The organism is Pseudomonas sp. LFM046, from assembly GCF_000949385.2.
Taxonomy (GTDB): Bacteria; Pseudomonadota; Gammaproteobacteria; order Pseudomonadales; family Pseudomonadaceae; genus Metapseudomonas.
This window is the reverse complement of sequence record NZ_JYKO02000001.1, coordinates 2,777,543-2,803,108: the sequence shown is the minus strand read 5'-3', so window position 1 is coordinate 2,803,108 and position 25,566 is coordinate 2,777,543. Positions and strand designations below refer to the sequence as shown.

At 57.5% G+C, this 25,566-nt stretch carries 24 protein-coding genes and 1 pseudogene; 6 read left to right on the top strand and 19 right to left on the bottom strand.

Annotated elements, in window-relative coordinates:
* The first annotated feature begins 20 nt into the window (after positions 1-20).
* The 3 genes and pseudogenes from TQ98_RS12930 (at position 21) to TQ98_RS28315 (ending at position 2,238) form a co-directional block, all read left to right on the top strand.
* Positions 21-878 carry a GNAT family N-acetyltransferase gene (locus TQ98_RS12930; protein ID WP_044870097.1) on the top strand — a complete coding sequence of 286 codons (858 nt, stop codon included), beginning with the start codon at positions 21-23 and terminating at the stop codon, positions 876-878.
* A 154-nt stretch (positions 879-1,032) separates the two neighbouring features.
* Positions 1,033-1,161: pseudogene (tatA, locus tag TQ98_RS12925) on the top strand (twin-arginine translocase TatA/TatE family subunit); the annotation flags it as partial.
* A 660-nt stretch (positions 1,162-1,821) separates the two neighbouring features.
* A complete protein-coding gene (locus tag TQ98_RS28315; protein ID WP_347337824.1) occupies positions 1,822-2,238 on the top strand; it encodes a BPSL0761 family protein in 417 nt (138 codons plus the stop codon).
* A 128-nt stretch (positions 2,239-2,366) separates the two neighbouring features.
* Here the strand turns inward: TQ98_RS28315 and TQ98_RS12915 are convergent, their stop codons facing one another.
* The 3 genes from TQ98_RS12915 to TQ98_RS12905 form a co-directional block, all read right to left on the bottom strand.
* Positions 2,367-3,311: a tyrosine-type recombinase/integrase gene (locus TQ98_RS12915; protein WP_044870094.1), complete on the bottom strand. Its 945-nt coding sequence runs from the start codon at positions 3,309-3,311 to the stop codon at positions 2,367-2,369.
* A 325-nt stretch (positions 3,312-3,636) separates the two neighbouring features.
* The gene (locus tag TQ98_RS12910) at positions 3,637-5,037 is read right to left on the bottom strand and encodes a DEAD/DEAH box helicase family protein (RefSeq protein ID WP_044870093.1); all 1,401 of its coding nucleotides are present in this window, start codon (positions 5,035-5,037) and stop codon (positions 3,637-3,639) included.
* Positions 5,034-5,624 carry a hypothetical protein gene (locus tag TQ98_RS12905; protein ID WP_044870092.1) on the bottom strand — a complete coding sequence of 197 codons (591 nt, stop codon included), beginning with the start codon at positions 5,622-5,624 and terminating at the stop codon, positions 5,034-5,036. The genes TQ98_RS12910 and TQ98_RS12905 overlap by 4 nt, the downstream gene beginning before the upstream one ends.
* A 104-nt stretch (positions 5,625-5,728) precedes the next feature.
* On the opposite strand from TQ98_RS12905, the gene TQ98_RS12900 reads away from it, so the two are divergent.
* Complete coding sequence (locus tag TQ98_RS12900) at positions 5,729-5,950, top strand: helix-turn-helix transcriptional regulator (RefSeq protein ID WP_044870091.1); 222 nt, start codon at positions 5,729-5,731, stop codon at positions 5,948-5,950.
* Between the two features lie 507 nt (positions 5,951-6,457).
* Positions 6,458-7,486 (top strand): LacI family DNA-binding transcriptional regulator, encoded by a 1,029-nt coding sequence (locus TQ98_RS12895; RefSeq protein ID WP_044870146.1) that lies wholly within the window; start codon positions 6,458-6,460, stop codon positions 7,484-7,486.
* A 120-nt stretch (positions 7,487-7,606) separates the two neighbouring features.
* Here TQ98_RS12895 and TQ98_RS12890 read toward each other — a convergent pair whose 3' ends face one another.
* From TQ98_RS12890 to TQ98_RS12810, 16 genes are all read right to left on the bottom strand, one after another.
* Positions 7,607-8,983 carry a cytosine permease gene (locus TQ98_RS12890; protein ID WP_044870090.1) on the bottom strand — a complete coding sequence of 459 codons (1,377 nt, stop codon included), beginning with the start codon at positions 8,981-8,983 and terminating at the stop codon, positions 7,607-7,609.
* A gap of 542 nt (positions 8,984-9,525) precedes the next feature.
* Entirely contained in the window at positions 9,526-10,251 is a 726-nt protein-coding gene (locus tag TQ98_RS12885) for an amino acid ABC transporter ATP-binding protein (protein WP_044870089.1), read from the bottom strand.
* Positions 10,248-10,904, bottom strand: coding sequence for an amino acid ABC transporter permease (locus TQ98_RS12880; protein WP_044870088.1), 657 nt, complete (start codon positions 10,902-10,904; stop codon positions 10,248-10,250). The genes TQ98_RS12885 and TQ98_RS12880 overlap by 4 nt, the downstream gene beginning before the upstream one ends.
* The gene (locus tag TQ98_RS12875; protein ID WP_242443111.1) at positions 10,901-11,572 is read right to left on the bottom strand and encodes an amino acid ABC transporter permease; all 672 of its coding nucleotides are present in this window, start codon (positions 11,570-11,572) and stop codon (positions 10,901-10,903) included. Before TQ98_RS12875 ends, TQ98_RS12880 begins: the two co-directional genes overlap by 4 nt.
* 46 nt (positions 11,573-11,618) lie before the next feature.
* Positions 11,619-12,428 (bottom strand): transporter substrate-binding domain-containing protein, encoded by an 810-nt coding sequence (locus TQ98_RS12870; RefSeq protein WP_044870087.1) that lies wholly within the window; start codon positions 12,426-12,428, stop codon positions 11,619-11,621.
* Positions 12,429-13,301: 873 nt separating this feature from the next.
* Positions 13,302-13,865, bottom strand: a complete 564-nt coding sequence (locus TQ98_RS12860) for an NIPSNAP family protein (RefSeq protein ID WP_044870086.1) — start codon at positions 13,863-13,865, stop codon at positions 13,302-13,304.
* A 6-nt stretch (positions 13,866-13,871) separates the two neighbouring features.
* On the bottom strand, positions 13,872-14,624 hold the full coding sequence (locus TQ98_RS12855) for an SDR family oxidoreductase (protein ID WP_103102953.1): 753 nt from the start codon (positions 14,622-14,624) through the stop codon (positions 13,872-13,874).
* A gap of 12 nt (positions 14,625-14,636) precedes the next feature.
* Positions 14,637-15,449 (bottom strand): aspartate dehydrogenase, encoded by an 813-nt coding sequence (locus TQ98_RS12850; protein ID WP_044870869.1) that lies wholly within the window; start codon positions 15,447-15,449, stop codon positions 14,637-14,639.
* A complete protein-coding gene (locus TQ98_RS12845; RefSeq protein WP_044870868.1) occupies positions 15,446-16,213 on the bottom strand; it encodes an alpha/beta hydrolase in 768 nt (255 codons plus the stop codon). The genes TQ98_RS12850 and TQ98_RS12845 overlap by 4 nt, the downstream gene beginning before the upstream one ends.
* A gap of 14 nt (positions 16,214-16,227) precedes the next feature.
* Positions 16,228-16,749, bottom strand: coding sequence for a cupin domain-containing protein (locus TQ98_RS12840; protein WP_103102952.1), 522 nt, complete (start codon positions 16,747-16,749; stop codon positions 16,228-16,230).
* Positions 16,750-16,854: 105 nt separating this feature from the next.
* A complete protein-coding gene (locus TQ98_RS12835; protein WP_052659150.1) occupies positions 16,855-18,048 on the bottom strand; it encodes an MFS transporter in 1,194 nt (397 codons plus the stop codon).
* An 82-nt stretch (positions 18,049-18,130) separates the two neighbouring features.
* Positions 18,131-19,786, bottom strand: a complete 1,656-nt coding sequence (locus TQ98_RS12830) for a choline dehydrogenase (protein ID WP_197708596.1) — start codon at positions 19,784-19,786, stop codon at positions 18,131-18,133.
* Between the two features lie 299 nt (positions 19,787-20,085).
* Positions 20,086-20,802, bottom strand: a complete 717-nt coding sequence (locus TQ98_RS12825; protein WP_044870867.1) for an LrgB family protein — start codon at positions 20,800-20,802, stop codon at positions 20,086-20,088.
* Positions 20,792-21,163 carry a CidA/LrgA family protein gene (locus TQ98_RS12820; protein WP_044870866.1) on the bottom strand — a complete coding sequence of 124 codons (372 nt, stop codon included), beginning with the start codon at positions 21,161-21,163 and terminating at the stop codon, positions 20,792-20,794. Before TQ98_RS12820 ends, TQ98_RS12825 begins: the two co-directional genes overlap by 11 nt.
* A 22-nt stretch (positions 21,164-21,185) precedes the next feature.
* Positions 21,186-22,055 (bottom strand): DMT family transporter, encoded by an 870-nt coding sequence (locus TQ98_RS12815; RefSeq protein WP_052659148.1) that lies wholly within the window; start codon positions 22,053-22,055, stop codon positions 21,186-21,188.
* A gap of 77 nt (positions 22,056-22,132) precedes the next feature.
* The gene (locus tag TQ98_RS12810) at positions 22,133-22,825 is read right to left on the bottom strand and encodes a dienelactone hydrolase family protein (RefSeq protein WP_044870865.1); all 693 of its coding nucleotides are present in this window, start codon (positions 22,823-22,825) and stop codon (positions 22,133-22,135) included.
* 494 nt (positions 22,826-23,319) lie between these two features.
* On the opposite strand from TQ98_RS12810, the gene TQ98_RS12805 reads away from it, so the two are divergent.
* A complete protein-coding gene (locus tag TQ98_RS12805; RefSeq protein WP_044870864.1) occupies positions 23,320-25,431 on the top strand; it encodes a methyl-accepting chemotaxis protein in 2,112 nt (703 codons plus the stop codon).
* Positions 25,432-25,566: the final 135 nt, after the last annotated feature.

Below are 25,566 nucleotides of genomic sequence, written 5' to 3'. Positions count from 1 at the left end.
CCACTTCAGGGAGACCTTTCATGCCCGTCTCGCAGAATCATCCGTATACCTATCGCCCCATGACCGCCGCCGACGTACCGGCAGCCCATGCCTTGTCTGTTCAGCTCAAATGGCCGCATCGCCTAGACGACTGGGCCATGCTTCAACAGGTCGCTGAAGGGTTCGTCGTGGAAGATGCCGGACGCCTGATCGGAACAGCGTTCACCTGCCGGCAAGGGGACTACGCCACCATCGGCCTGGTCATCGTGAGCGACGCGTATCAGGGACAAGGTATCGGTCGAAAGCTGATGGAGCAGGCGTTGCAAGCCTGCGGTTCGACAATCGCGATTCTCAATGCCACCCTGGCTGGCGTGCCACTGTATGCCAGCCAGGGCTTTGTCGAGTTCGGTCAGATTCATCAGCACCAGGGCCACGTGAAGTACGTGGCGAGTCCTGCCCTGGCGGATGGCGAACAGTGTCGAGCTCCCAGCGTCGAGGACTGGCCACAGATACTCGAACTGGCCCATGCCGGTAGCGGCCTGGACAGAACCCGCGTATTCCAGAATCTCCACGGCGCTATCGAACAGACGAGTGTCATAGAGCGTAACGGCCAATTGCGTGGCTTCGCGATGCTCCGCGCCTTCGGCCGTGGCCACGTCATCGGCCCAATTGTCGCGGAGACCCCGGAGCAAGCCAAATGCTTGATTGCCGAACTTCTTGGCCCAGTCCAGGGGGAGTTCGTGCGACTGGATGTCCTGGCGGACAGCGGACTCAACGATTGGTTGGGCGATGCGGGCCTGCAACACGTTGATAGCGTGGCGCAGATGGCTCGAGGTACGCCGCCCTTACCCGTCGGCGGTGTCCAACAGTTCGCGCTTGTTACCCAGGCCATCGGATGATCCGTGCTTGATCAGACACTTCAGTGTTGGGGACAGGATTCAGCTCCGACCTTATCGCGTCGCTATCGGTTTGCGCACATGACTTCACGCCAGCGCTTTCCGGCAGCACTAGGAGCGGGAAATATTCAGTCGCACACCCAGAGGAGAATCAAGAATGGGCATATTTGATTGGAAACACTGGGCAGTGATTCTTCTGGTCGCACTGGTGCTTTTCGGCGGCAAGCGCCTGAGGCACCTCGGCGGTGACCTGGGTGAGGCTATAAGGGGTTTTCGCAGATCGATGACCGACTTGCCTTGCGACTCGGGCGAATCAGAGCCAATGGCGTCAGTCATTAACCGAAAGGATGATTAGCCCGCGCCGGTAGCCAATACACGGAAGAATGCCCCCGGATACCGTTCTGCTTTCCTCGATCAAAGGCCGGTTTCCGCCGGTCTTGACCGGCATAACTCGGTCGGAAATTGCCCGCTGTAAACAGCAGCAATCGGCCAACTCTGTTGAAAAAGACGGTTCGGCGGTGGCCAGAAGGGCAAGTGCTTCAGCTTTCGAAGCAGCTGTAGGCCACTTCAAGCTGCCTCTCGGCAATTCAGGATCGGCCGCGTCGGTCATTGAACGCCAGGAAAGCCGAGTATGGGGCATCCTGGTCTCAGTGAAGTTGCGCTTCGAACGGTCAGCGATGACTGACCTTCGATCACGGTTGAGGTGCTTCCCGCTCCATCACCTTTTCGCGGCCATATTCGCCGACACTGCGGGCTCTGCTTAGCTCAAATGCCTTGTTTAGCTGCACAGCTAAACAAGGCATTTGAGCTAAAGCTTATGCATCCAGCGGGTCGGGGAACTTGACGGTCTGAAGGACTGTATGGTCTGTCCGGAGCAGCTCCTACCCACAGATGGTCTTCAGCATTTGGTCGCCATAAGTAGAAAGCCTGGCGCCCCTCGGTTAGGATGACGACAGACCATAACCCCCACGCCTCGGGCGGGATTTCTCCCGTACTGCGCACCAGGGGGTTTATTTTTTGCCGGCCCGTACGCATCCCTGAGAGGAGATTGTCCGTGACAATGCCTCACGAACGAACCCGAGCCATCATACAGACCCACGACTTTCTGCAGCAGCTAGAGCAAGACGCGTCGGTAGGGGAAGAGACGCGCAGCATGGCCACGCAGCTGCTGCGGCACTATCCCACCCGGAGTGAAGTGCTTTTGCAGGGCATGTTCGAAGAAACGCTGCCCGTAAATCTTCGAATCTCCCCATTCTTTTCATCGACGCAGGCATCTCCGTCTTCCAGCTCTCGCTCAAGCCAGTCCGTGTGGAACCGGCTCTGCAGTGGCCTAGCGAAAATTTTGCTGAGCAGTCTGCGATAACCGGTTGCGGAGTCGCGGCTCCGCTGGCACCAAATCCCTTGGTAGGTCAGTCCTCACGGTCGTTCGAGCCGTTTCACGCAAGTTAGTCAATGACCTTGTGGAACTAATGGACCAGGCAGCGCTGGTACCTATTTGGATTCAAGACCCGTCACCGGACGAAGCTGTCCCGGAAATTGCCCCGTGCTCTCTATGTAGCGCAGTGCAGACTTGGTATCCCGCCATCCGACATAGTCCATCAAGGCCTTCTGATCCCAGCCACTCCGCGTAGCCCAGGTGGCGAAGCCGCGCCGCAGTGAATGGCTGCTGTACAACTCCGCGGGCAAACCCGCGTTCAACAAGACAGCCCGCACCAACGGAATCACGCTATGCGGGTGCAAGGCTTGCTTACTCAAGTGCCCCCACCGATCGATGCCGAGGAACACCGGCCCATCGGTCACCTCTGCCACTTCGACCCAGTCGAGATAGGCCGCAACTGGACATAGGCGTGCGAGCGCTGGCGCGCTAAAGGTCTGGCCCTGGTTATCGCGGTCGCCCTTGCTCCACGGCAGAAACAGCTGCATGCCCTCCCCGGCGCGCGCCTGGATATGCTCGACTCGCAGGCGGCACAGTTCGTCGCTGCGAAAGGCCCGCCAGAAGCCGATGAGCAACAAGGCCCGGTCCCGCCAACAGCGCAGCAAGCGCGGGTGGTCCCCTGCGACTCGGGCCGCCTCCCCCTCCCTCTCCAGCCAGGCCACGCATTGCTCCAGCTCGCGTAGTTGCAGCGGTTCTGCCCGCTTCTCCGGTTTCGGGTGCAGGGTGCGAATGCCCTTGAGTACCTGGCGCACCAGCGGTGCCTTGGTCGGGTCGGGAAAGCCCTGCGTGACGTGCCACTGGGCCAACGCCGCGAGGCGCAACTTCAGCGTATTGGCCGCCAGCGTGCCGGCGTGGTCGACCAGGTAGCGCACGATGCTGTCGCTGGTGGCGGGTAGGAAGCCGCCCCAGCTCACCTCGAAGTGCTCGATCGCCTGCTGGTAGCTGCGCCGGGTATTCGCCCGCGTGCCGGCCTGCAGGTAGCGGTCCACCGTCTCGTTCATGGCCCCATCTCACCGCGGCATACCGCTTCCAAGCCGGAATTGGGTCGAATTGCTGTCTCACATGAGATAACTCCGCATTATCCCATGTTAGTCCGTCAGCCCAATTGGAATACAACAGGCATCATTACCGGCGTACTTCCATACTCCGTAACACAGCACGAAATCGCCAGAGGGCAGGCATCAGGGCCCGCGGCGGAATCCAAACAGCATTAGCGCCTGAATTTTGATTCCCCAACTCTCCCGATCATTAGCTAACCAATGGAGTAGACGATCTTGTCCACTCTCCAAAGTGGACACGACTCGAATTGAGCAAGGCGTCGCAGTATTAAAAGCAAGCGAGTAGCTGCTGCCTGTAATGCTGAGAAAAACTCACGTGGTAACTTGCCTCGGCTATAAAGCTCCCAAGAGAAACTATACCCGCAGGGCCTGTTCCAATAGGCTGATCGGAGTTACTTCCAATGTTTCGTTCTAGTCCACTGATATTGCCAACAGTACCAATCGAACCAGGCTTTGCATCCGTGGTGAAGGCTGGTATCTGCACCGCCTTTAGCACCGCCAGGTCTTCCGGCAGGTCATCCGCAATGCGCTCCGCAAAACCCTGCAACGTCAACTCCGCGAGCATAAACAACCAAGCCTGATCATCGGACTCGCCTGTGCGCCGAAGCACTCGTCCCAGCACTTGCCGGTAGTGCAACTCGGTGCGAATGCGGCTGAGATAGCAGCACACTTGCAGCCGTGGGATGTCCGTGCCTTCGCTGATCATTCCAACCGCGACAATCCACCGGCAGGCGCCGTGCCTGAACGCATTGATTATCTGCTGCGCATCGGGGGTTTTGTTGGTCACGATATGGCAGCCTTCACCCCTGGCGCCCAGGGCTTGAGCAATTTGCTGGGCGTGCTCAATATCGGTGGCAACCACCAAACCAGCCGCATCAGGTTTGATCTGGCGAAGCTCATCCAGTTTGCTGCAGCCGAGGTCAAGCAGTTGCTCGATCACCTCGTCGTGCCGCAGCAGTTCTTCGTAGGTAACGGGTGATTCCCCCAACAGCTTCACGATGCTGGGAAACATCCTCACAGTGCTATCAGTGCCCACCTCCTCGGTGAGTTTCACTTTCTGATTGTCGAGCAGGACAATGCGAGGAGAACGGCACACTCCGTCGGCGATGGCTTCTTTCAGGCCGTAGCGGTAGTCGCATATCAAGTGCCTTTCGGGCGTCGAATAACGTGCCAGTGCAATGGCCCTGTCGTCCGAACGCCATGGTGTGCCGGAGAGAGCCAAGGTGAAGGCCGCCCGGTCTTGTATCCGGCGGAGTATCTGCTGACCCCAGGCGTTGCTGAGCAGTGGGTCATGACCAGCACAGTGGTGAATTTCATCGAAGACCACGAGCACTCGATAGTCATCAAGAAGCTGCCAGAACCCCTCATCTCGGTACTCCATGGCCTGGTAGGTGAACGCCGCTCCCACTGCGCCCATCCGGCCATCCAGACGCCTGCCGAGCACCGCCGCAAAGGTCGAGCGAAAGCCTTCAACAACTTGGCAAGATGGCGCAAAGCACAACACCAGATCGATCTTGTCCTGCTCAAGCAGTCTGCCGGCCAGCTCTGCCGCCATACGCGTCTTGCCGGCACCCGGCGTTGCCTGGCAGAAGAAGTGCGGCGTGACGGTAAAGTGCTCCAACGCCCTTTTGATGCAGCTGAACTGCCAGTCTCGTAGCGATCTAGTCATCGTGCAGCAGCAAGCGTCTTGAGTGTCTTCTCGATAGCCCGGAGATGCCCCAGCAGGCGTGAACTGCGGTCTCTAGCCTCCAGGTACTCGGCTTCGACCTTGTCACGCAGATGCGGCAACTCATCCAGGAGCAGCTTGTATCGCTCCGCCTCGCCCATCGACGACAGGAAGTCCAACCGGATCTCGTTGTGGAGCGCTTCTAAGTGCTGCTCCGCATCGGATGAAGGTTCCAGCGGTTTAGGCGGATCATCAGGACCTGAAGATTCCTGCATAGGCTCAGATGCAGTTTTGAGACTGTTCTCGAACCCATTGTCGATCAGCTCCAGCTGCAGATGGGCCGGCGTGGGTTGCAGGCAGTAGACCTGTCCCCGCGACCGACGCTCCTCGTCGAGTACAACCCAGCCGATGCGCAGCATTCGGCGAATTTGCTCGTACACATAGCGACGTAGATCGCCGATACGGAAAGTCATGCCACCCAAGCGCTTGGCATAGGCATCACGCAGTTCACGTGTTGTGAACCTTGCCCGCGCTTCCTCCTGAAGCAGCTCATACAGACGCCTGTCGAAGGTAAACGAGGCCGTTTTCATCGAGGAACCACAAGAGTTAACGCGAAAGAAATACGGATTATAATCCGTGGCCTGTTCGTCCGCAAACGCACGATAGTTCCGCCTCAAGTGAAATTGAGACGGTCATGGACAACTTGGCGAAAGCGTTAGGGGGACGCATCCGGGCACAGAGGAAGGCCTCCCGGATTTCGCAAGATGCTCTAGCGCTGGCCTGCAGTATCGACCGCAGCTACATGGGACGGATCGAGCGGGGTGAAGTAAACATTACCGTCGAAAAGCTATATCGGATCGCCAACGAGCTTGCCTGTGACCCATCCTCTCTTCTGCCTCAGATGTCAGAGCTGTAGCCCCAGTATCTGATCGAGACCAGCACGTAAAAACGCCTGAAATTACCACCGCTCTTACCTTGCCCGGAAGCTTTCACCGCCAGTCGTTAGCGCGTGGCCTCCTGTAGGCTGACACGCTCTGCACAAAAAACTCGAAAAAAGTTAAATCTGGTAAGCGATTAATTTTTAAGAAATAAATCTTACCTAACAGTTAGTAGGGTTCCGGAAGCAGTGGTCGAAAAACAACCAGACCATGCCTACAGAAAATCAGCCCATCCAACCCACGAATTCTGACTACACCCGACTACCAACCGGACTACTGCCCCCTTGTGAATTTAAGGTCAGAACACTAGGCTAAGCCTCTAGCTTTGCGGCTTGTGGAGAGCAGAGCACCGAACGGGCGCGGGATTTCCCTCCCCTCCCATAGGGCCGAAACTACCGTCAGATGCCCAGTTGAGTGGCGTATTTCGAGAGCAGTTGGCGCTAGCCATCCCCGTCATCCTGACATCCATAGAGGCCCAGGGATTCGTGAGTACCACCAAGAAGTCGCCATCTCGCGTAAACGTTATCGACGTAGCCAAGGCAGCTGGCGTGTCAGTTGCTACGGTGTCGCGAAGCTTCAACCTCCCGCACCACGTGAGGGATGACGTTCGCGAAAAGGTCCTCGAAGTCGCCAGGAAGATGGGCTATACGCCAAATTCGGCGGCCAAGGCACTGCGCTCGCGCAAGACCAATGTGATTGGCGCCATCATCCCTACGCTCGATCACGCCATCTACGCCAAGATGATCAACAGCTTCCAAGCCAAGCTGGCGCAGTACGGCTACGTGGTACACGTCCTGTCCTGCGGATTCGACTCCAGGACCATCTACGAGAAAGTAAGGTTGCTGGTTGAGCGCGGCGCCGAGGGCCTGCTCGTGGTTGGGGACATCGCGGATCCGGAGCTGACCAAGTACCTCAAGGAGTACCGGATGCCGGTCATCTGCACGTATTCCTACTTTGAAGGGAAAGAATTTCCCTTCATCGGCTTCGACAACTACATCGCGACTCAGCAACTCGTCCAGTACCTACATGGCCTGGGACATCGCCATATGGCCATGCTGACCGGGCCAATCCAGGGCAATGACCGGCAGCAGGCCCGGGTCAAAGCTTTCGTCGAAACGCTGAACGATTCATCGGGCGGCTGTACCCATGCCATCTATGAAAGCACTGCGGGTTACAGCATAGAGTTCGGCGATACCACGATGCGACGGATCCATATGGAGAAGCCGGAAGTCACCGCGGTCATCTGCAACAGTGATGTCATTGCCTTTGGCGTCCTTTCTGCCTGCAAGAAACTCGGTGTCGACGTACCCAAGCGCATGACCGTTGTTGGCTATGACAACCTTGAGTTCGCCGAATATCTGGACCCGCCACTGACGACTCTGGCCATACCGGCCACGGAAATGGGCCAGTTGAGCGCTGAAGCGCTTCTTGCACACCTCAAGAACGGAACGGAGATCAAGCCTGCCCTGCTGGGTACGCAACTGATCATTCGCCAGTCCAGCCACGCGATTTGACATACGCAAGGGCCAGCTCCGCCGAGCCAACACCCAGCCCTTTCCAACTGCTGGCCAGCCACTAAAAAAGAGCCCGCGCATTAAGCGCGGGCTCTTTCACATCAGGGATAGGCGTGAAGGTCAGGCAGCCTTTTGCAGGGTCATATTCGGGCTTTTCGACTGAAAGCGATTGCGGTTGTACAGGTAGTACAGCCCGCCCGGAACGATCAAGGCCGGGATCCAACTGATGTCGGTACCGATCATCTGAGCGAAGTAGCTGTGATAGAACGACAGGTCCATGAACGGCACAGTGGAGAGGACGCCGATCATGAAGATCGCCATGGTGGACCAGCTGTACTTGCCGTACTCGCCGTTCACGTCGTACATGGCGTCCACCGAGTACTTGCCTTTGCGGACCAGGTAGAAGTCCGCGAGGTTGATCGAACTCCAGGGCACCAGGAAGTAGACCTGGGCAATCAGGATGTCAGAGAAATAGGCGAAGAAATTGTACTGGGTAGCGGTGGCGATCCAGGTCGCAGCAATTGCGGTGAGGCCCATCGCGATGAACTTGGTCTTGCGGCTGATTCGCGTCATACCGCGCATGCCGGTGAACATGGTCATGAAGGACATGTAGGCGCTGTACAGGTTCAGCGAGTTGATCTCCAACACACCGAGCACCACGATCACCATTGCCACTTTTGACCAAGGGCCGAAGAAGCTACCAATCGCAGTCCCCGGATCAGAGGTGACGTCCTTGATCAGGACGGCCAGCAGCGCACCCAGCAGCATGACCAGGCCCGCGCCGAGCAGGTTGCCGATGTAGCTAAACCAGAAGGTCTGACGGCTGGAGATATTGGCTGGAAGATAACGAGAATAGTCAGCCACATAAGGACCGAAGCCCAGTGTCCACGACGCAGCCTGAGTAACGGTTAGGGCGAAGGCAGCCAAGGTGAATCCTTGAGAGACATCCATCGCCCCCGCCGGCAGAGGTTGCTGAAGAGCCAGCCCGGCAACAATCAGGAAGATGATCCCGGATAGCGCCGACATCAACGCGCCGAGACGGTGAATCAGCTCATAGCCGATAAAGCCCACGATGAAGGACACCACGCCAAACAGAATGATGGCCGTGTTATCGCCTACATCCAGGAACGCCTGGACGGAATCCCGCATCACCACACCGTTGGCCGCAGTGAAGAGCACAAACGCCAGGTAGTTGATCAGCAAGGGGAAGCCAGCCCCCAGGACGCCGAATTGCGCCCGGCTCTGGATCATCTGCGGGATCCCCAGATGTGGCCCCTGGGTGGAGTGCGCGGCCATGAACACAGTGCCGATCACACAACCCAGAACCAGCGCAATACAGGTCCAGATCAAACTCAGCCCAGCGACGATACCCAGCGTACCCACCACCAGCGTGGTGACCTGCATGTTTGCACTGAACCAGATCGTGAACAGCCGCCGCGGATGCCCATAGCGCTCTGAGTGGGGAACGAACTCGATGCTTCTTTTCTCGATGTCCATGACTTACCTCTTGCGGGATCCACACCGATTGCAAGGCGTGATCCACCGTCTTGATGACGCTCTTATTAGCTAGAGCAGTTTTTTGAAGTTTTTCAACAAGCCAATGTAAAGGTTTACATTTCGAAGTGAGGTTAAACGGACAATTCTGCTCAGACCAGCTCCCTAGCAGCCTGACCCCCTCCACAACCCCCATTCCAGAGGCGGTGCATCGGAGGAAATCGCGCTGATTCAGCAGCCCGTCTCTCAATCTCAATGTAAAGGTTTACAGGCAGTATTCATGCCACCCGTAGACTTCCTCACGCCAAGTGGCCATCAGAGCGTGTCTGGCCTGGTTTCCAGCCCTGGACGGTCGTAGGTCGGAGTAGAAAGGGAGTGATCGACGCGCGGTACCCTGTATAAATCTGTAACAGGGCATGTTTCTTTTCCGCCTGGTGCAGGGTGAAAAGAAACGGTGCAGCTCGGGGGAATACGCACCTTTCTGGAGCCAGGAAAGGTGTGCCGCTGGCAGCGGCACACCCCGTACGACCACTGAGCGTCGAACGTCAGTGGATCTGCTTCGCGAGGAACTGCCGCGTCCGCTCGTTCAAGGGGGCATCGATGACCTGGCGCGGCTCGCCGATCTCAGCGATGAGGCCAGCATCGAAGAATGCAACGCGACTGGACACCTCTCTGGCGAATGCGATTTCGTGGGTGACCAGGACCATCGTCATGCCCTCCTCCGACAGCATGCGCAACGTGTCCAGCACTTCCCGAACCAGCTCCGGATCGAGCGCCGAGGTCACCTCGTCAAAGAGCATGTACCGCGGGCGCATCGCCAACGCCCGCGCGATAGCCAGGCGCTGCTGTTGGCCCCCGGACAACTGCGTGGGCGACATCTTCGCCTTCGCGCCAAGCCCCACTTTCACGAGTTGGTCATAGGCACGCTGTTCCGCCTCCTGCTTCGGTACCTTCTGCACGACCTTAAGAGCCAGGGCAGTGTTCTCCAGAACCGACAGGTGCGGAAAGATGTTGTATTGCTGGAAAACGATTCCGATGGTTGTCCGAAGAGCATTCAGATCCGTCTTCTTCGAGAAGACATCCGTGCCATCGACGACAATGCTGCCACTGTTGATTGGCTCCAACGCGTTCAGGCACTGAAGGAGGGTCGATTTTCCGGAACCGCTGGGCCCAATGATCGAAACGACCTCACCCTTCTGAACTGTCATATCGATACCCTTGAGGATACTGACATCGCCAAAGGACTTCTGGACATTCTTGATCTCAATCATTTCTGGAATCCTTCTTCAAGTTTCTGGCTGTAACGCGATACCGGATAGCAGATCACGAAGTAGAACAATCCAACCCCCAAGAGAATGATTAAAGGCTCCTGGGTTCTGGTAATGACAATCTGAGAGGATCTGAGTAGTTCGATGTAGCCAATCACTGCCGCCAGAGAGGTGTCTTTCAGCACGCCCAACATGATTCCAACCCAGGCTGGAAATGTGTTTTGTAACATGATCGGCACAGTGATATGGCGAAAGCTCTGTATATAGGACATTCCCAGAGACCGTGCTGCTCTCTGAAGCTTTGACGGCACTGCCTCGAATCCACCCTTGTAGATTTCTGAACAGTAAGCAGCCATATACAGAGAGAGCACCACGCCACTACACACAAAGGGACTAACCGGACTCCCCAGAATTGCCAGAGCAGAGTTAGTGACAATTAGCTGGATAATCAGAGGAATTGACCGAGAGAGGTCAACTATCGGAGACAGCAGCAGGTTGATGATCTTCGAGATAGATCGCAGCCAGCCCATCAAGAAGCCGATCAGGGTACCAACAACGATCACGAAGGCGGCAAGCCAGACGGTCTTTAGCGCGCCATCCAAGATGAAGTACAGATCACTGATCTGTAGGCTGGAGAACATCGCAGACCCCATCATGCATTCCTCTTTCTAAACAGCATCCAAGAAGAAAGATTTGTCACGAGCAGCACGGCCTTCACCAGAACGTAGTAAGCCACCGCCGCAACAATGAAGAACTCGAATGATCTGAATGTGAGCGATTGGGCGGCATAGGTTGCGCCGGTAAGCTCTTGCAACCCGACGACCATTCCCAAAGAGGTATTCAGCAAACTCCAGATCAGTTGATTGCTGGTTGCCGGAGCAATCAGCGGCACAAGCTGCGGAAGGATGATGTGACGGAACGTCTGCCATCGATTCATCCCCAGAGCAGCGGCAGCCCGGCGCTGCCTCGGATCGATCCCTCGCAAGCCACCGCGCACGATTTCCGCCATGTACCCTGCGGTGTTGAAAGCAATGGCACCCAGTACGGCGGCATAGGAATCAACGTCGATGCCAAATGCACCCAGGCCGAAGTACGCCATGTAGATCTGAAACAGACATGGAGTGTTGCGGGCGATCTCGATCCAGCTGCTTGCGATGCACCTGACGCCTTTAACTCCCGATTGTTTCGCCCAAGCCAGGAGGAAGGAAATGACGATCCCCAGCAAGAACGAAATCAGGGTCAACTCAACCGTCATGAGCAAGCCATCCAGAAGATCCGGCATGGACTTCAGCACAGGATTCCATTGAAAGTTGTAGTTCAGCATATGTCCCCTCCCAACAAAAAAGGCGGCCACGAAGGCCGCCTTCCAATCAGTACTTGCTCAGTTGTGGCGCAGTAGCCGAGTACCACTTCTTGTAGAGTTCTGCATATCGCCCACTCTGCTCCTGATTGTGGACAAAGAGGTTTATCCAACGGAGCAGCGACTCATCCTGCCGCCCCACCATGATGCCCACCGTGTCTTTCGGGAATGGAGCATCACAGCAGGTATGGAAATCGGCATACTGAGGAAGCTTTTGCAGTTCATTGGCAGCCTGAATATTGACAATGAACGCTTCGATCTTTCCTTGGGCCAGGGCAAGGTTTCGATCACTATCGTTGGTGAGGGTTAGATACTTACCCTGGGGATCGTTCCACTGCTTGAAGTACTCTTGGAACAGAATATCTTCTGCCGCCCCTTTAACGCTGCCGACCTTCTTACCCTTCAAATCCTCGAACGAATTTATGCCCGAGTCCTTCCTCGCCATCACAACGAAGCTGTAACTCGAATAAGGTTGCGAAAAAGCGATGGTCTTGGCGCGTTCGAGTGTAATGGTTGCACTGGCGATAGAGATATCGACACGATTCGAGATAAGCGCGGGAATCCGGTCCGGAGACGAAGTCTCCACGATGTTCGGCTCCACCCCGAGAGCCTTTGCCATGTCCTGGCAATACTCCACATCGTAACCAGCCGGCTTGTTATTGGTATCGCGGAATCCATTCGGCGGGTAGTCCAGCATGACGCCACATTTCAACTCTCCGGCGGAAATGATGTCGTCCAGCTTGTCTGCAAATGCAGAACTTCCACTTGCAGATACTGCGCATGCGATTACGAGAGCATGAACCTTGGCCTGAAATTTCATGGATTTCCCCTGTAGATAAATCGAGAGACGGAAGTCCCAAATCTGAGTACGTGCGTTGCGTTTTTCTGTTGTGTTCTACGCATCTGCTTTCTGTGCCGTCTGGTAACGATTACCTCCATTTATTGTAAACGTTTTCATCACAGCAAGGATTGGGCCACAGAGTAGGAAAGCGGCACAACCTAGGGCTGTCAGGCGATTGCACAGAGGGGCGATGAACTGGAGAAGCGGCGCCTGTCACCGGCGGTAACGCATGCGACTGGGGAGAAACGGTAGCCTTAAAGCCAACGGTTACACCATCTTCGGGCAAACTCATCGATGGCTGGATACCCCAGAATAGAGCCGTTACCCGCCAGGGTCGCCGTGATTTGGCGCGGTGTCGAAAGGGAGAATCAGAAGAGTAAGAGCCCAGGAGAACCGCTCAAGGGTAGTTGGGGAATCTCAATGTAAACGTTATCATTGCAGTCACAACAAGCTCCATTACCGACGATTTGCGAGAGCGCCATGAACGTCAGAGATGCCATCCTTGCTCTGCTGCTTGCCGCCCACATCCACGACAATGCGGACGCAATCAGGGCTACCGCTCAACGCTGTGCCAAGCGCCTTCCACGACGACATCGGTATTTGATGTTCTCGATCATGGCCAGCCCGGACCCACTGACCGTCACCGACTACCTCGCAAAGAACCTGTCTCGCTGCGGCTGTTAGGCCGAAAGTCCAGAGCACCGCTCTGGCGACGGCTCAGTTCCTTCTTCTCTAGTTCAAGCGCCTGCGGACACCTCTTCCGACTGACTCTGAAAGCAAAACGGCGCGCCTCTAGGGCGCGCCGCTTTGACTTGGGTACCTCTGCCCCAGTCTTGAGGCAGAGTACCGATATCAGCCTCTCTCTAGGGCGAGAGGCTTGAGCCGAGTGACCTCGGTGCATTGCAGGCAGGATTCGGCATCTGCCGATAGAGCAAAATCCCCCTTCGATGTCAGCACGACCACTTGGTTCGGGTCAGGGAACTCCATACCCCACAGCGCATAAGCCTCGATACCAGACTCTTCCAACCGCTGACGGAACTCGTTGGCTCGGCCAACTTCACAGCCATAGCGAATGAGGTGGACCTCGTCGTCCTGCGACATCAGATCTTCCGCCACCCGTAGCGGATTCAGCACCCGCAGATGCTGCTTATGGATCTGCGGTGCTGCTTTGGCCAGGAACGAATCGCGCCAACCCGGCTTGTCCAGTAGTGCCATTCGCAGACGCGTCCGATCATCCAGCGAAGCGTATTCCCAGAGATGAAAGAAGCGCACCTGGCGGCTGTCCATCTCCGTCCACATTCCGCGCAGCCGACCAAACTCGTCACCGCGAATTGGCATGCACACCTGGTTGAAGAGCTTCCAGTAAACCGGCCAAGCCTCAGGCTGAATCCGGTACTCTCGTAGTTCATGAATCATTTCGGCTTACCAGGCGGTGTAGCCGCCATCGACGGTGAACATCGCACCGGTGGCGAAGCTCGAATCGTCGGAGGCGAGGAACAGGATCATGTTGGCGATGTCGGTCGGCTCACCCATCTTGTTCAGCGGCGAGCGCGCTTCCAGGCCCTTCTTGAAAGCCACCGGGTCCGCTACCTGCTCGAACATGCGGTCGTAGTAGCTGGAGGCGATTACACCGGGGGCTACGCTATTGACCCGCACGCCTTCCAGGGCATGATCCAGGGCCATCGCGCGGGTCAGTGCGGCAACGCCACCCTTGGCGGCGACATAGGCGGCGCGGTCCTTGATACCGACCACGGAGATGGTCGAAGCCAGGTTCACCACGGCGCCACCGCCGCGACGGACGATCTCCGGAATCGCGTACTTCGAGCAGAGGAACACACCCTTCAGGTTCACATCGACCACCTGGTCCCAGGTGTCCTCTTCCAGGGTCACCACAGTGCCCAGGGTGCCGAAGCCGGCGTTGTTCACCAAGATGTCCAGGCCGCCGAAATGCTCAACGGCCTTTTCCACCATGGCTTTAGCCTGCTCGGCCTTGGCAACGTCCACTTCCAGCGCGAAGGCGTTCTCACCGATACGTTCGGCGACAGCCTGCGCGAGGGCATAGTTCTTGTCAGCCACGACAACCTTGGCGCCCTGTTGGGCAAAGAGAATGGCCGTGGCTTCACCGATACCCGCACCTGCACCAGTGATCAGGGCAACTTTGTTTTGCAGTTTCATGATGAGTGCTCCTTAGAAAACCAGGCAGTGGAGTTGTTTGGCGACGGCTTCTTCGATGCTCAGAGCAGCCAGCCAAGAGGTGCGGGGATTGTCGGGGAGCGGGTTGTTAGCCAGACGAATGCTCAGTTCGCCAAATGCACCGGAGGCTTGAACCTCATGCACATTGCGATCGACGCCGGGGTCAGCAACCAACTCGACCTGGGTGTTCTCGAAGCCGACGCCGGAGAGCGCCACCGCGGCAGTGACGTTGGCATTCTTCGGAAAACGAATGGATGCCTCTGCTGCGGTTCCGCGGAAGATGGTGGTGGGCTCAGTAATTTTGCTGAGATCGAACTCTTCCTCGGCCGGGGAACCAGCCCAAGCCCGCGGCGGCTTGCGGCCGACGTAAACGACCGCTTCCAGACCGGCCGAGCGAGCCGAGCGCAGCGCGTCCAGACCACCGATAGCGCCGGACACCAGAATCAGTCGGGACTCACCGTCGTGAGCGGCCTGGTCCAAGGCAGCGTTGATTTGCTTGTCAGCTAGAGCGCCGATGGATGCGATGACTACGTCGATACCGGCTCGCAGGATCTCCAATACCGGACCGGTGACAGCAGAGTGACCCGCGCACTCGACAACGATGTCCGGACGCCAGTCAATCAGGCCCTGCACATCGGTGAAGACTTCCAGACGGTGCGCCTGGATGAATTCATCGCTGTGGACGGCGTGGTCAATCGCAGCGAAGGATGCTTGCGGCAGATGATCGTTCTGCAAGGCAGTCAGAACCCGCTTGCCCATCGCGCCCAGGCCAATGATGCCGACGCGAGAAATGTGTTGAGTGCTCATGCGAGTGACTCCCAGAAATTGCGTAAGAGCGACACGAAATCATCGGTGCGCGTAACGGGTGAGAAATGCCCACCGCTCAGTTCCACAAGCTGCGCACCGGGGATGCGGCGAGCCAGTTCGCGGGAGTGGTGGTAAGGGATGACGTAGTCATCTTCAGCGCCTACGACGAGGGTCTTGGCACTAATGCGATGCAGCTCATCCAGACGGTTGTAGGACAGCAGCATGTCGATACGGGCGAGCACCATGTCGACGTCGACCGGGGAGGGCGCATCGAAATCCAGCGCCTCCTCGGTAGCGAAGTTCTCGCCGTACCATTCCGAGGGGTACGCCGCCAGCCGCGTCAGAGCGGTGTAAGCGGTGCCCCCGAGGCGATTCAGAACCAGCTTGCGATAGGCAAAGAAGTCTTCGAAGCGCTTGTCGGGTCGAGCCCAGCCGCTGCTCAGAACAATGCTTTCGACCCGTTCCGGAAAATCGAGCGCGAGCGTTTGCACCACCAGCGATCCGGTCGAGTGACCCACGAAATGAGCACGCTCAATCCCCTTCTGCTCCAGCACATGAAGCACAGCTTCAACGATGCCAGGGATGGTCGGACGCCCAGACAGCGAGCTACCGCCGACACCTGGATGGTCGAAGGTGATTACGTGGTGGGACTGCTCAAGGCGTTCCATGACCGGCTTCCAGAAGGAAGCCTGACCACCCAGTCCCGAGACCAGCACGACGGGATGCCCATGTCCGCTTTCGAGGGCGAAGACTTCAATTGCCATGTCGCTTCGCTCTCTTAGTTCTTGGTGTAGGTGAATACGCCGTTATCGCTGCTTTCGATCTGGGCGATGTTGGTCGGACGCTCGAAAGGCTCAGGCGTGGCATCGCCGTCTTTGCGCGGCCGGCCGATGTCACGGAAGAAGGTTTCCAGGCCGCTCGGGGTCATGAACCAGACCCAGTGCAGATCGGTGTCGCCGTCGTTCAGGAAGGTGTGGGAGTTGTGCTTGCCCAGGAAGAAGGTCGCACCCGGCTCCATCTTGTATTCCACGCCATCGACTGTGGCGGTACCGGTGCCGGACATCACGTGAATGATCTCCTCGTTGGCCGGATGAGCGTGTTCGCGAACACGACCGCCCGGCGGCAACAGCTGAGTCCCCATCGCAAAGTCACGCTCCATTTTGATCATGGTGGGCGAGACGCAGACGGTCACGTAACCATTGGCCGGCTTGGGCTGCCAGTAACTCACTTCGGTCTCGCGATTGAAGTAGTAAACGGTGCCCTTGTCGGCGGGAACGGCGGTATTGGTCGAATCGGACATTTTGGTTCTCCTCGTGGGATGAATTGGTTTGGGGAGTCGGGGCGTTGGCATGGCTTTTGGAAAACGTTTTCATTTCAGGCCGAACGAAACCTCCGACAGGTCTTCTCACAAATGCACGGGCACGAATCGATCTACGGGGTGTTCTCTCTTTGGACGACCACTGCGCAGGTTGCTCACGGTCAGAGCAATGAACGCAGCAACCGGAATCAGCATTGCGGCTTGCAAGCCGAACAGCCCGGAGGTGTAGCCGATGATGGGTGGAGCCATCAGGAATCCCAGGTAACCCAACGTGCCATTCATGGCCAGGCCAAGACCTGGCGCACCGGGGTACGCCCGGCTGGCACGGCTATACAACAGCGGAATCATGTTCGAGAGGCCGATGCCGACCAGGATGAAACCGGTGATGGAAACCATCGGAACCGGCACCAGAATCGCGATGCCCAGCCCTGCTCCACCAAGGGCACCGGAACAGCCAAGAACTACCCGGGCGCCAAATCGACGAATCAGGAAGTCACCCAGCAGTCGCCCGATGGCCATCGCCAAACTGAAAGCACCGAAGGCAAAGGCCGCGATGCTGCCACTCGCATGGCTGACGTCGGTCAGGTAGAGCGAACTCCAGTCGATGACCGTGCGCTCGATGAACAGAGCCAGGAACGTCAACGCGGCGATGCACAGCAGCGCCCGATTCGGCCAGGCGAAGTTCCGGACCGGCTCCTGGTTCTCGCTTGGAACCGGAGTCAGGTTGCCAAGGAACGGCGCTGCAAGAATGGTCACTCCAGCCATGACAGCCGCAGCCAGAATCAGGCACTGCACAGGGCCGAACGCATCGGCCAGCAAAGTAGCCACCGTCGAAGCGCCCGCCAGACCGCCGAAGCTGAACACGGCATGAAACGACGCCATCATCGATTTCTTACGCTCAGCTTCGATGATGGAGCCATGGGTATTCATCGCCACGTCCAGGACGCTGTTGACAACACCCAGCGAGAAGATCGCCAAGGCGAACCCAAGGGCCGTACGTGCCACCGCCGAAAGCGGCAGCACCAGGGACACCAGCAGCCCACCCAGCATCAGTGCATTCCGGCTACCCAGACGTGTAACCAGGGTGCCGGCGAGTGCCATGGTCAGCATGGTGCCTGCGGCAAACGCTCCCAGGGCAAATCCCAACTCCTGGTCGGTCAGCTCAAGCGCCTGCTTCATGCCAGGAATGTTGGTGGCCCAGATTGCCAGCAGCATGCCGTTGGCGAAGAACACGGCGGACGTCGCCACCCGTGCCTTTCTCAGTACCTTGGCGTAAAACATCATCACCTCCGAACGCTTTGATTCTTGTTCTGCTGGCCGGGTACACCGTTCGAAGTACCCGGCCATGCTTGCGGCCGTGCCGTCAGGCCACTCGGTAGTAGTCAGCGTTCTCACGCTTGAGTTGCGGACGTCCTCGCACGTGGTCGGCGATCTTCTCCGCCATCATGATGACGGGGGCGTTCAGGTTGCCGCTGACGATCTCGGGCATGATCGAGGCATCGACAACACGCACGTTGTCAGTTTCGTGCACCTGTCCCCAGGCATTCACCACGCTGAGATCGTCTACCCCCATGCGGCAAGAGCAGCTGGGGTGGTAGTTGGTACCAGCGCTCTGACGCAGCATTTCCAGGATTTGAGCATCCGACTGGGTCGCTGCACCGGGAGTGACTTCCTCACCGCGATACGGATCCCAGGCCGGCTGGGAAACGACGTGGCGGATGGCTTTTACGGCGGCAATCGCTTCGCGCTGATCCTCGACAGTGGAGAGGAAGTTGAAGTTGAACTTCGGCGCTTCCAGCGGATTGGCACTGCCAAGCCAAACCTGACCAGTGCTGGTCGGGCGCATCAGACTGAAGAAGTACTGGAAGCCGTTCTCCAGTTTCACACTGCCATGCTGGAACTCACCCAGCATCGGAATGAACTCGAACTGGACGTTCGGCACCTTGATCGACTCGTCGGTGCGAATGAAGGCGCCGACCTCGAAGAAGTTGGTCGCGCCCAGTCCCTTCTTAAACAACTGCCACATCAGACCGAGCTTCGCCTTGCCCAGCAGTGTCAGATCCTTAGCAATCGACACATTCTGGGTGGCGCGGTACTGCACTGGCGCTGCGATATGATCCTTCATGCCCTTGCCTACGCCAGGAAGATCGGCAACGACCTTGATGCCCTTCTCTTCCAAATGGCTGGCTTCGCCAACACCCGACAGCATCAGCAGGTGCGGCGAGTGCAGTGCGCCGGCGCAGAGGATGATCTCACGGCCGATTTCTATAGTGTGGGGCTCACCGGCCCAGTGCAGATGCACGCGAACTGCGCGACGGCCAGCGAACTCGATACGGGTAACCTGGGCCCGGTCGCAGACATGCAGGCGCTCACGGTCCGGATTGGCGTGCAGGTAGGCCTGGGAAGTGCTCCAGCGGATCCCCTTGTGGATATTGCGCTGGGTGATGTGCACCCCTTCCTGGCGAAAACCATTGTGGTCGTCAACACGCTGGTGGCCAGCCTGCACACCAGCTTCGAGGAAGGCGTGGTACAGCGGGTTCTCCGCTTTACAGGTCTCCACCTTCATCGGGCCATTTCCGCCGCGATAGGTGTTCGAACCCTTGTCGAAGCTTTCGGCCTTGCGGAAGTACGGCAGGCATTCGGCGTAGCTCCAGCCGTCCAGCCCCATCGCCCCCCAGTTGTCGTAGTCCCAGGGGTTGCCACGCACCCAGTTCATGCCGTTGATGCTCGACGAACCACCCAGCACGCGGCCACGGGCCTCATAGATGGTGCGATTACCCAGTTCCTTCTCGGGCTCGGAGTGCATGTACCAGTTGAACCGGTCGTTCATCAGCGGGAAACCGAGCGCTGCCGGCATCCGGATGTAAAGGCTCTGGTCGGAAGGGCCAGCCTCCAGCAGCAGGACCTTTACGCCCTGCTCCTCGGCCAACCTGGCAGCCATCACGCTGCCCGCAGAGCCCGAACCCACAACCACGTAATCATAGGCTTTGAGGGCAGCCCGACCGTAGATATCACGCACGTTTTTCTCCCGAAGGAATTGTTTTTGGAATGGAGCAAGCTTGGGAGCCGTTAACTATTTTGTAAACGATTACAGCAACACTTGCAACACTAGCTATGTACCGCTTGTCACTCACGAGTTCCTGGTGATCGGCGGTAACCGGATCCCAATCAACAGAAAACGTTTACAAGCAGACTTCATGCCAGACCCGACCAATGTCCCCGAGCACTACCAATGCCGGGGCACGAATCGGGACCAGGACTCTCACAGGCGCACAATCAGAGTGGAGACAGGCACTCCCACCACGGTGGTGGCCCTCTTTACCCGAAGAAATTGATCACCATGGGCAGCAGTACCGCAGTGGATACGCCCATCAGGCTCATAGCCAGCGCAGCGAAGGCTCCAGTTTCCCTGCCCTCCTGCAATGCTCTGGCAGTCCCCACAGCGTGCGCCGTCAGCCCAAGCGCCATGCCAACGGCAGCCGGATGATCGATCCGCAGCCGACGCAGCAAGAACGGCCCCACCACTGCGCCGATGATGCCGGTAATCAAGACAAAAACCGCCGCCAGCGCTGCTACACCTCCGACCTGTTCGGCCACGAGCATGGCTATCGGAGAAGTAACGGATTTTGGCGCCAGCGTCATCAGCATCGAATGGTCGACTCCAAAGACCTCACCCAAAAGAAGTGCGATCACTGTGGTAAATGTTCCGCCGATGGACAGCGTCAGCAGGATCGGCCAGAACAGCTGACGGATGCGTTTGAGGTTCTGATAGAGCGGCACCGCCAGAGCAACCGTTGCGGGACCGAGCAGGACGGAGATCATCGACACGCTGTCTCGGTATTCCGCATAGTCGATTCCCAGCGCATACAGCATGCACACGATGAGCGCCCCGGACACGAGGACCGGCTGAAGGAACACCAGCCCAGTCCGCTGGTTGATCTTCAGAGCGATCTGAAACGCCAGCAGAGTCATCCCGAGACCAAACAACGGATGATGAATGACCAAGGACCAGCCCTTTCCGATATCAGCGTTCATTTCTTTCCTCCTCACCAGGCTGCTGGCGTTTGATCAAGCGCTGCATCAGCCAGCCCGCGAAGTACATCGAAGGCAGCAACGACAGGACCAAGGTTCCAACGATTGGCCAGAGCTGTTTCTCGATGACCTGGAAATAGGCCATCACTCCTGTTGCTGCCGGCACCAGCAGCAGCGGCATGTACTTGAGCAAGCTGGTGGAGGCAGTCTCCAGCGACTCCTCGATGCCACCCGACCATTGGAAGTAAGCGAGGAGCAATACGAGCCCAATGATCGGCCCCGGCACGAAGGGCAGAAAAACTGCGCTCAGGCCGGAGCCCAGGATCTGAAAAATCACCAGCCAGGTGATGCCATTCAGGAGCATCTCGACAGCCCTCCTCTTTCAACTATTTGAAACGAATCGCTGCGAGCAGGCCGCCGACGACAATCAGCACCATGCCGACGATGGCGCCGATATCTGGGATATGGCCGTAGAAAATGAAGCCCAGCAATCCGGCGAAAAGGATCTGCGCATAGCTGAACGGCGCAAGGAGCGCAGGGCTCGACAGCTTGTATGCATGCGCGAGGAATAGATGAGCTGCGGTCCCCATGAGACCCAGCAGGATCATCAGTGCCAGACCTTCACCAGTTGGGACCACCCAGAAGAACGGCAAAAGCACCGAACTGATCAGCAGCCCAATAAGACCAACCATCAGATTCGAGGTGGTGGGGCTGTCTACCTTGCCGGCAACTCGCGTGAGCACCTGATAGACGCTGAAGAATGCGGCAGCTGCGCATGGAAGAAGGATGGCAGGAGTGAACAGTTCCCCCCCGGGTCGAACGATCAGCAAAACCCCAGCGAGCCCCAGAATCACCGAGAACCATTGCTTCCCCTGAACCCGCTCCGAGAAGAACATCACCGTCAGCATCAGCACGAACATGGGCGACAGGAAGTTGACCGCAGTGGCCTCCGCCAGAGGAATGAAGCGAAGGCCAAAGATGAAACAGAAGCTCAGAGCAACCAGGCACGCCGCACGCATGAAGTGCAGGTGGTAGCAGCCCGAGTGAAAGGCTCGCGCCCCACCAGACTGCGCAGCGGTCACTCCCATGACCAGGAAATGCACCAGATAACGCACCCAGACCATAAGCGCGATGGGGTACTCCATAGTCAACCGCTTGGCGAGTGCATCATGACTGGCCAAGAAGAATGCCGTGGCGCAGATGGAAAGGATCGCCAGGATCCGCGCGTTTACCCTCACATCGACAGCAGCATTCATCTCAGCACCACGCAAAGAACTAACCGCGCCAACCCGAACTAGTCAGATGGCGGCCGAAACACAACTCAATGGATCCGTCACAGGTGACGAGAGAGAAACTCCAGGGTTCTCGCTTTGGCTAACGCAGCCGAACGCTGGGAGTAGCTTGCTCGCTCAGGACAGTTGAATCCGTGTTTCTGCCCGTCGTAGATGTGATTCGACGCCTCGACTGACGCCTGAATCTTCGGCATCAGCGCATCCACTTCACTCAACGGAATCAGATGATCTTCTCCTGCAAAGTGGAAAAGCAGCGGGCATTTGAGGTCAGGGATGAGGTCCAGGTGGTTGCCAAGCCCGCTGCCGTAATACGACACAACAGCCGAAAGCCGAGGATCAGCCCCCAGTAGAAAGGCGAGGCGCCCCCCGAGACAGAAGCCCATGGCGCCTATCCCTCCCTGCACTATCGGGTAAGCGGATAGATGCTCGATTGCAGACGCGAGGTCTTGTGCCGTCTGGGCAAAATCCAGTGCCCCGTAGTGCCGATAGGCTTGTTCTGTTCCGACCTGGCTGTATTCCAGAGCCACACGATTCTGCTGCCGCCAGAATACGTCAGGGGCAAGAACGACATAGCCATCCGCTGCATATTGGTCAGCCAGGCTGCGAATGTGAGGGTTGACCCCCCATATCTCCTGAAGCAGCAGGAGGCCCGGGCCATACCCCTTCGGTGGCACAGCCAGGTAGCCGGAAAAGACATTCTGCTCTTCCTGCCTGATCGCGACCCATTGACCCATGACTCACCTGCTCGAATCAGTAACCGAATAAAAAAACCCGCCAGTGTGAAGCGGGTAAGAGGTGACGAAACTTCGACATCCAACTCAGTTGCCGCAAAGCCTTGTCAAAACAAAGTGACGCTCATGCAACCCAGCGACGAGTCGCTAAAAATTGATGAGCGTCGCCGCCCTGCTGCCCTCACGTTTTCGATCAGCGATCCAGTTCATGTGTTTCTACCCCACATTCTGTTGATCGTTGTGCGAGCAATGTAATCGTTTACAGGACACCGACAATTTCCCAAATCCAAGCCCGGCTGTCAATTCCTTTCGTCAAAGCGCGCTCAAAGCAGTCTGCGTGCGGTGTGCACGACCAAAGTGCTGGGTCCGACGTGCAGCGCGTTAGAGATACATTTCCCCATTGCGGATGCGGTTGGACCTCACAAGGCATTGCAAAAGGGCTCAAATAACGTAATCGTTTACACAAATTCATAACAATAGCTCACGCGAGGCCCGGCATGCCCCATCGCCTATCCATTCAGATCAAGACAGTCGCATTGGCGGGATGCTGCCTGCTTGCTGTGGTTCTCGGCCTGGTCTGTTTCTCCATCCAACGCATACAAGACCTTGCCAACCAAGTCCATGCGGCCAGCTCCAGCACGTTGAAGGAAGACGCCATGGAGTTTCTACGCGAGGCCGGCCGCCACCAAGCGGTACGAGTCAGTGAGCGATTCAGTACCAGCTACATGTTCGCCAACACCGTCTCCAATCAGATCCTGGCATTCCGGCAGCAAGCCATTAGCAGAGGAACGGACCCGGCGATTCTCCGTGAGGACCTCTTTCGGTTCTTGAAGGCACAGGTGCACGGGAACCTCGAGATCCTGGGGATTGCACTTGCTTTCAATCCGGACGCGCTCGATGGCCAGGACTCGCGCTTCATCGAGCAAGGAATGGAGCGCGGTAATGACAGTGGGCGCTTTGCGGTTTACGTGTCTCACGTCGAAGACTTTTCGATTGGAGAAAAGGATCTCCAGGACAACGGAAACCCCGCCAACACTTGGTTCGTATGCCCGCAGAAGAGCAGGCGCAGCTGCTTGATTGAGCCATACAGCTACCCACTCAATGGCGTTGACACTCTGATGTCGAGCATCGCAATACCTTTGCTGGACGGAGACAAACTGGTCGGTGTCGTGAGCCTCGATCTGACGCTGGAGAGCTTGCAGCAGCTCGCCGAAGACGCAGCAAGCACGCTTTACGAAGGGCACGGCCACCTCAGTTTCATCAGCTCCAACGGCACGGTTGCAGGCCAGAGCGCGGGGAAGAACGGATTAGGCAAACCAATATCCCTGAAGGAACCTGACCGAGGCGCGAAAATTGTCGCCGCGCTACCTGGAAGCAATCCCACTCTCCTGGAGGATGGGGACGAGCTGGGCGTCGTTACACCGTTTGCCCCGATCCCAGGTGCTAGTCACTGGGGAGTGATGATTGAGGTGCCAGAGTCCGTTCTGCTGGCCCCTGCCCTTGCATTACAAGAAACACTCACCAAGGCAAATCGCTCCACCATCCTGTCCCAGATCGGCCTCGGGGCGATAGTTGCAGCACTGGGGATGATGGTCATGTGGATACTGGCCAAGAGCATCACGCGCCCCATCCTTCAAGTCGCACACATGCTGGAGGAATTCGCCAACGGTGATGGAAACCTCACCCACCGACTCCAATACGGGCGCCAGGACGAGATGGGTACGTTGGCTTCGTGGTTCAACCGATTCCTCGACAAGCTTCAGCCTGTCATCGCGGAAGTGAGCGCGTCTGTCTCGGATACGCGAGCCACCGCGGACCAGGCCGCGAAGATATCCAGCGAGGCCAGTGCAGGGATGCAGCACCAGTTCAGAGAGGTCGATCAGGTTGCAACCGCAGCCCATGAGATGAGCGCTACAGCATCGGACGTGGCACGTAGTGCAGCTCTTGCTGCGGATGCCGCCCAAGACGTAGAGCAGGCGGCTCGATCCTGCATGCACGTGATCGAACGCACCAACGAGTCAATCACTTTGCTGGCCGGTGAAATGAACCTGGCAATGGAGCAAGTTGAAGCGCTCTCTGGCAGCAGCGCGCGTATCGGAAGTGTTCTGGACGTCATCCGTTCAGTGGCGGAGCAAACAAACCTGCTGGCATTGAACGCAGCCATTGAAGCAGCTCGCGCTGGAGAGAGTGGTCGCGGCTTCGCGGTGGTCGCTGACGAAGTGAGACACCTGGCCAAGCGCACCCAGGAATCGGTTAGCGAAATCCAGGGCGTTATCCAGAGCCTTCAAAGCGAAACTCGCGCAGTGGTTGAGTCGATGCAGACCAGCCACCAGCGCGCTGGCTCAAGTGTTCAGCATGTTGAGGATGCGACCAGAGCATTGCAAAAGGTCAGCAGTGGCATCGACGTGATTGGAGACATGAACCTCCAGATCGCCAGCGCAGCTGAAGAACAAAGTGCCGTCTCCGAGGAAGTGAACAGGAATGTCTCTGCCATTCGCGATGTCACCGCTTCCCTGGCTCAGCAGGCCGAGGAGTCGGCCAAGATCAGTCGGGCACTGAACAGCCTGGCGGATCAGCAGCAGCGATTGATGGAGAATTTCAGCGCATAGGACTGCACTAAGTTATCTCTGGCACTGGCGAGTAGCTACCCAGGCTTCGCGAGTTGCCCGCAAGCCTGGTCCCCAGGAAATTTGTGCTACAACAAACGCTCGGTCGGAATTTCAGCTAAAGAATAATTCGCGTTC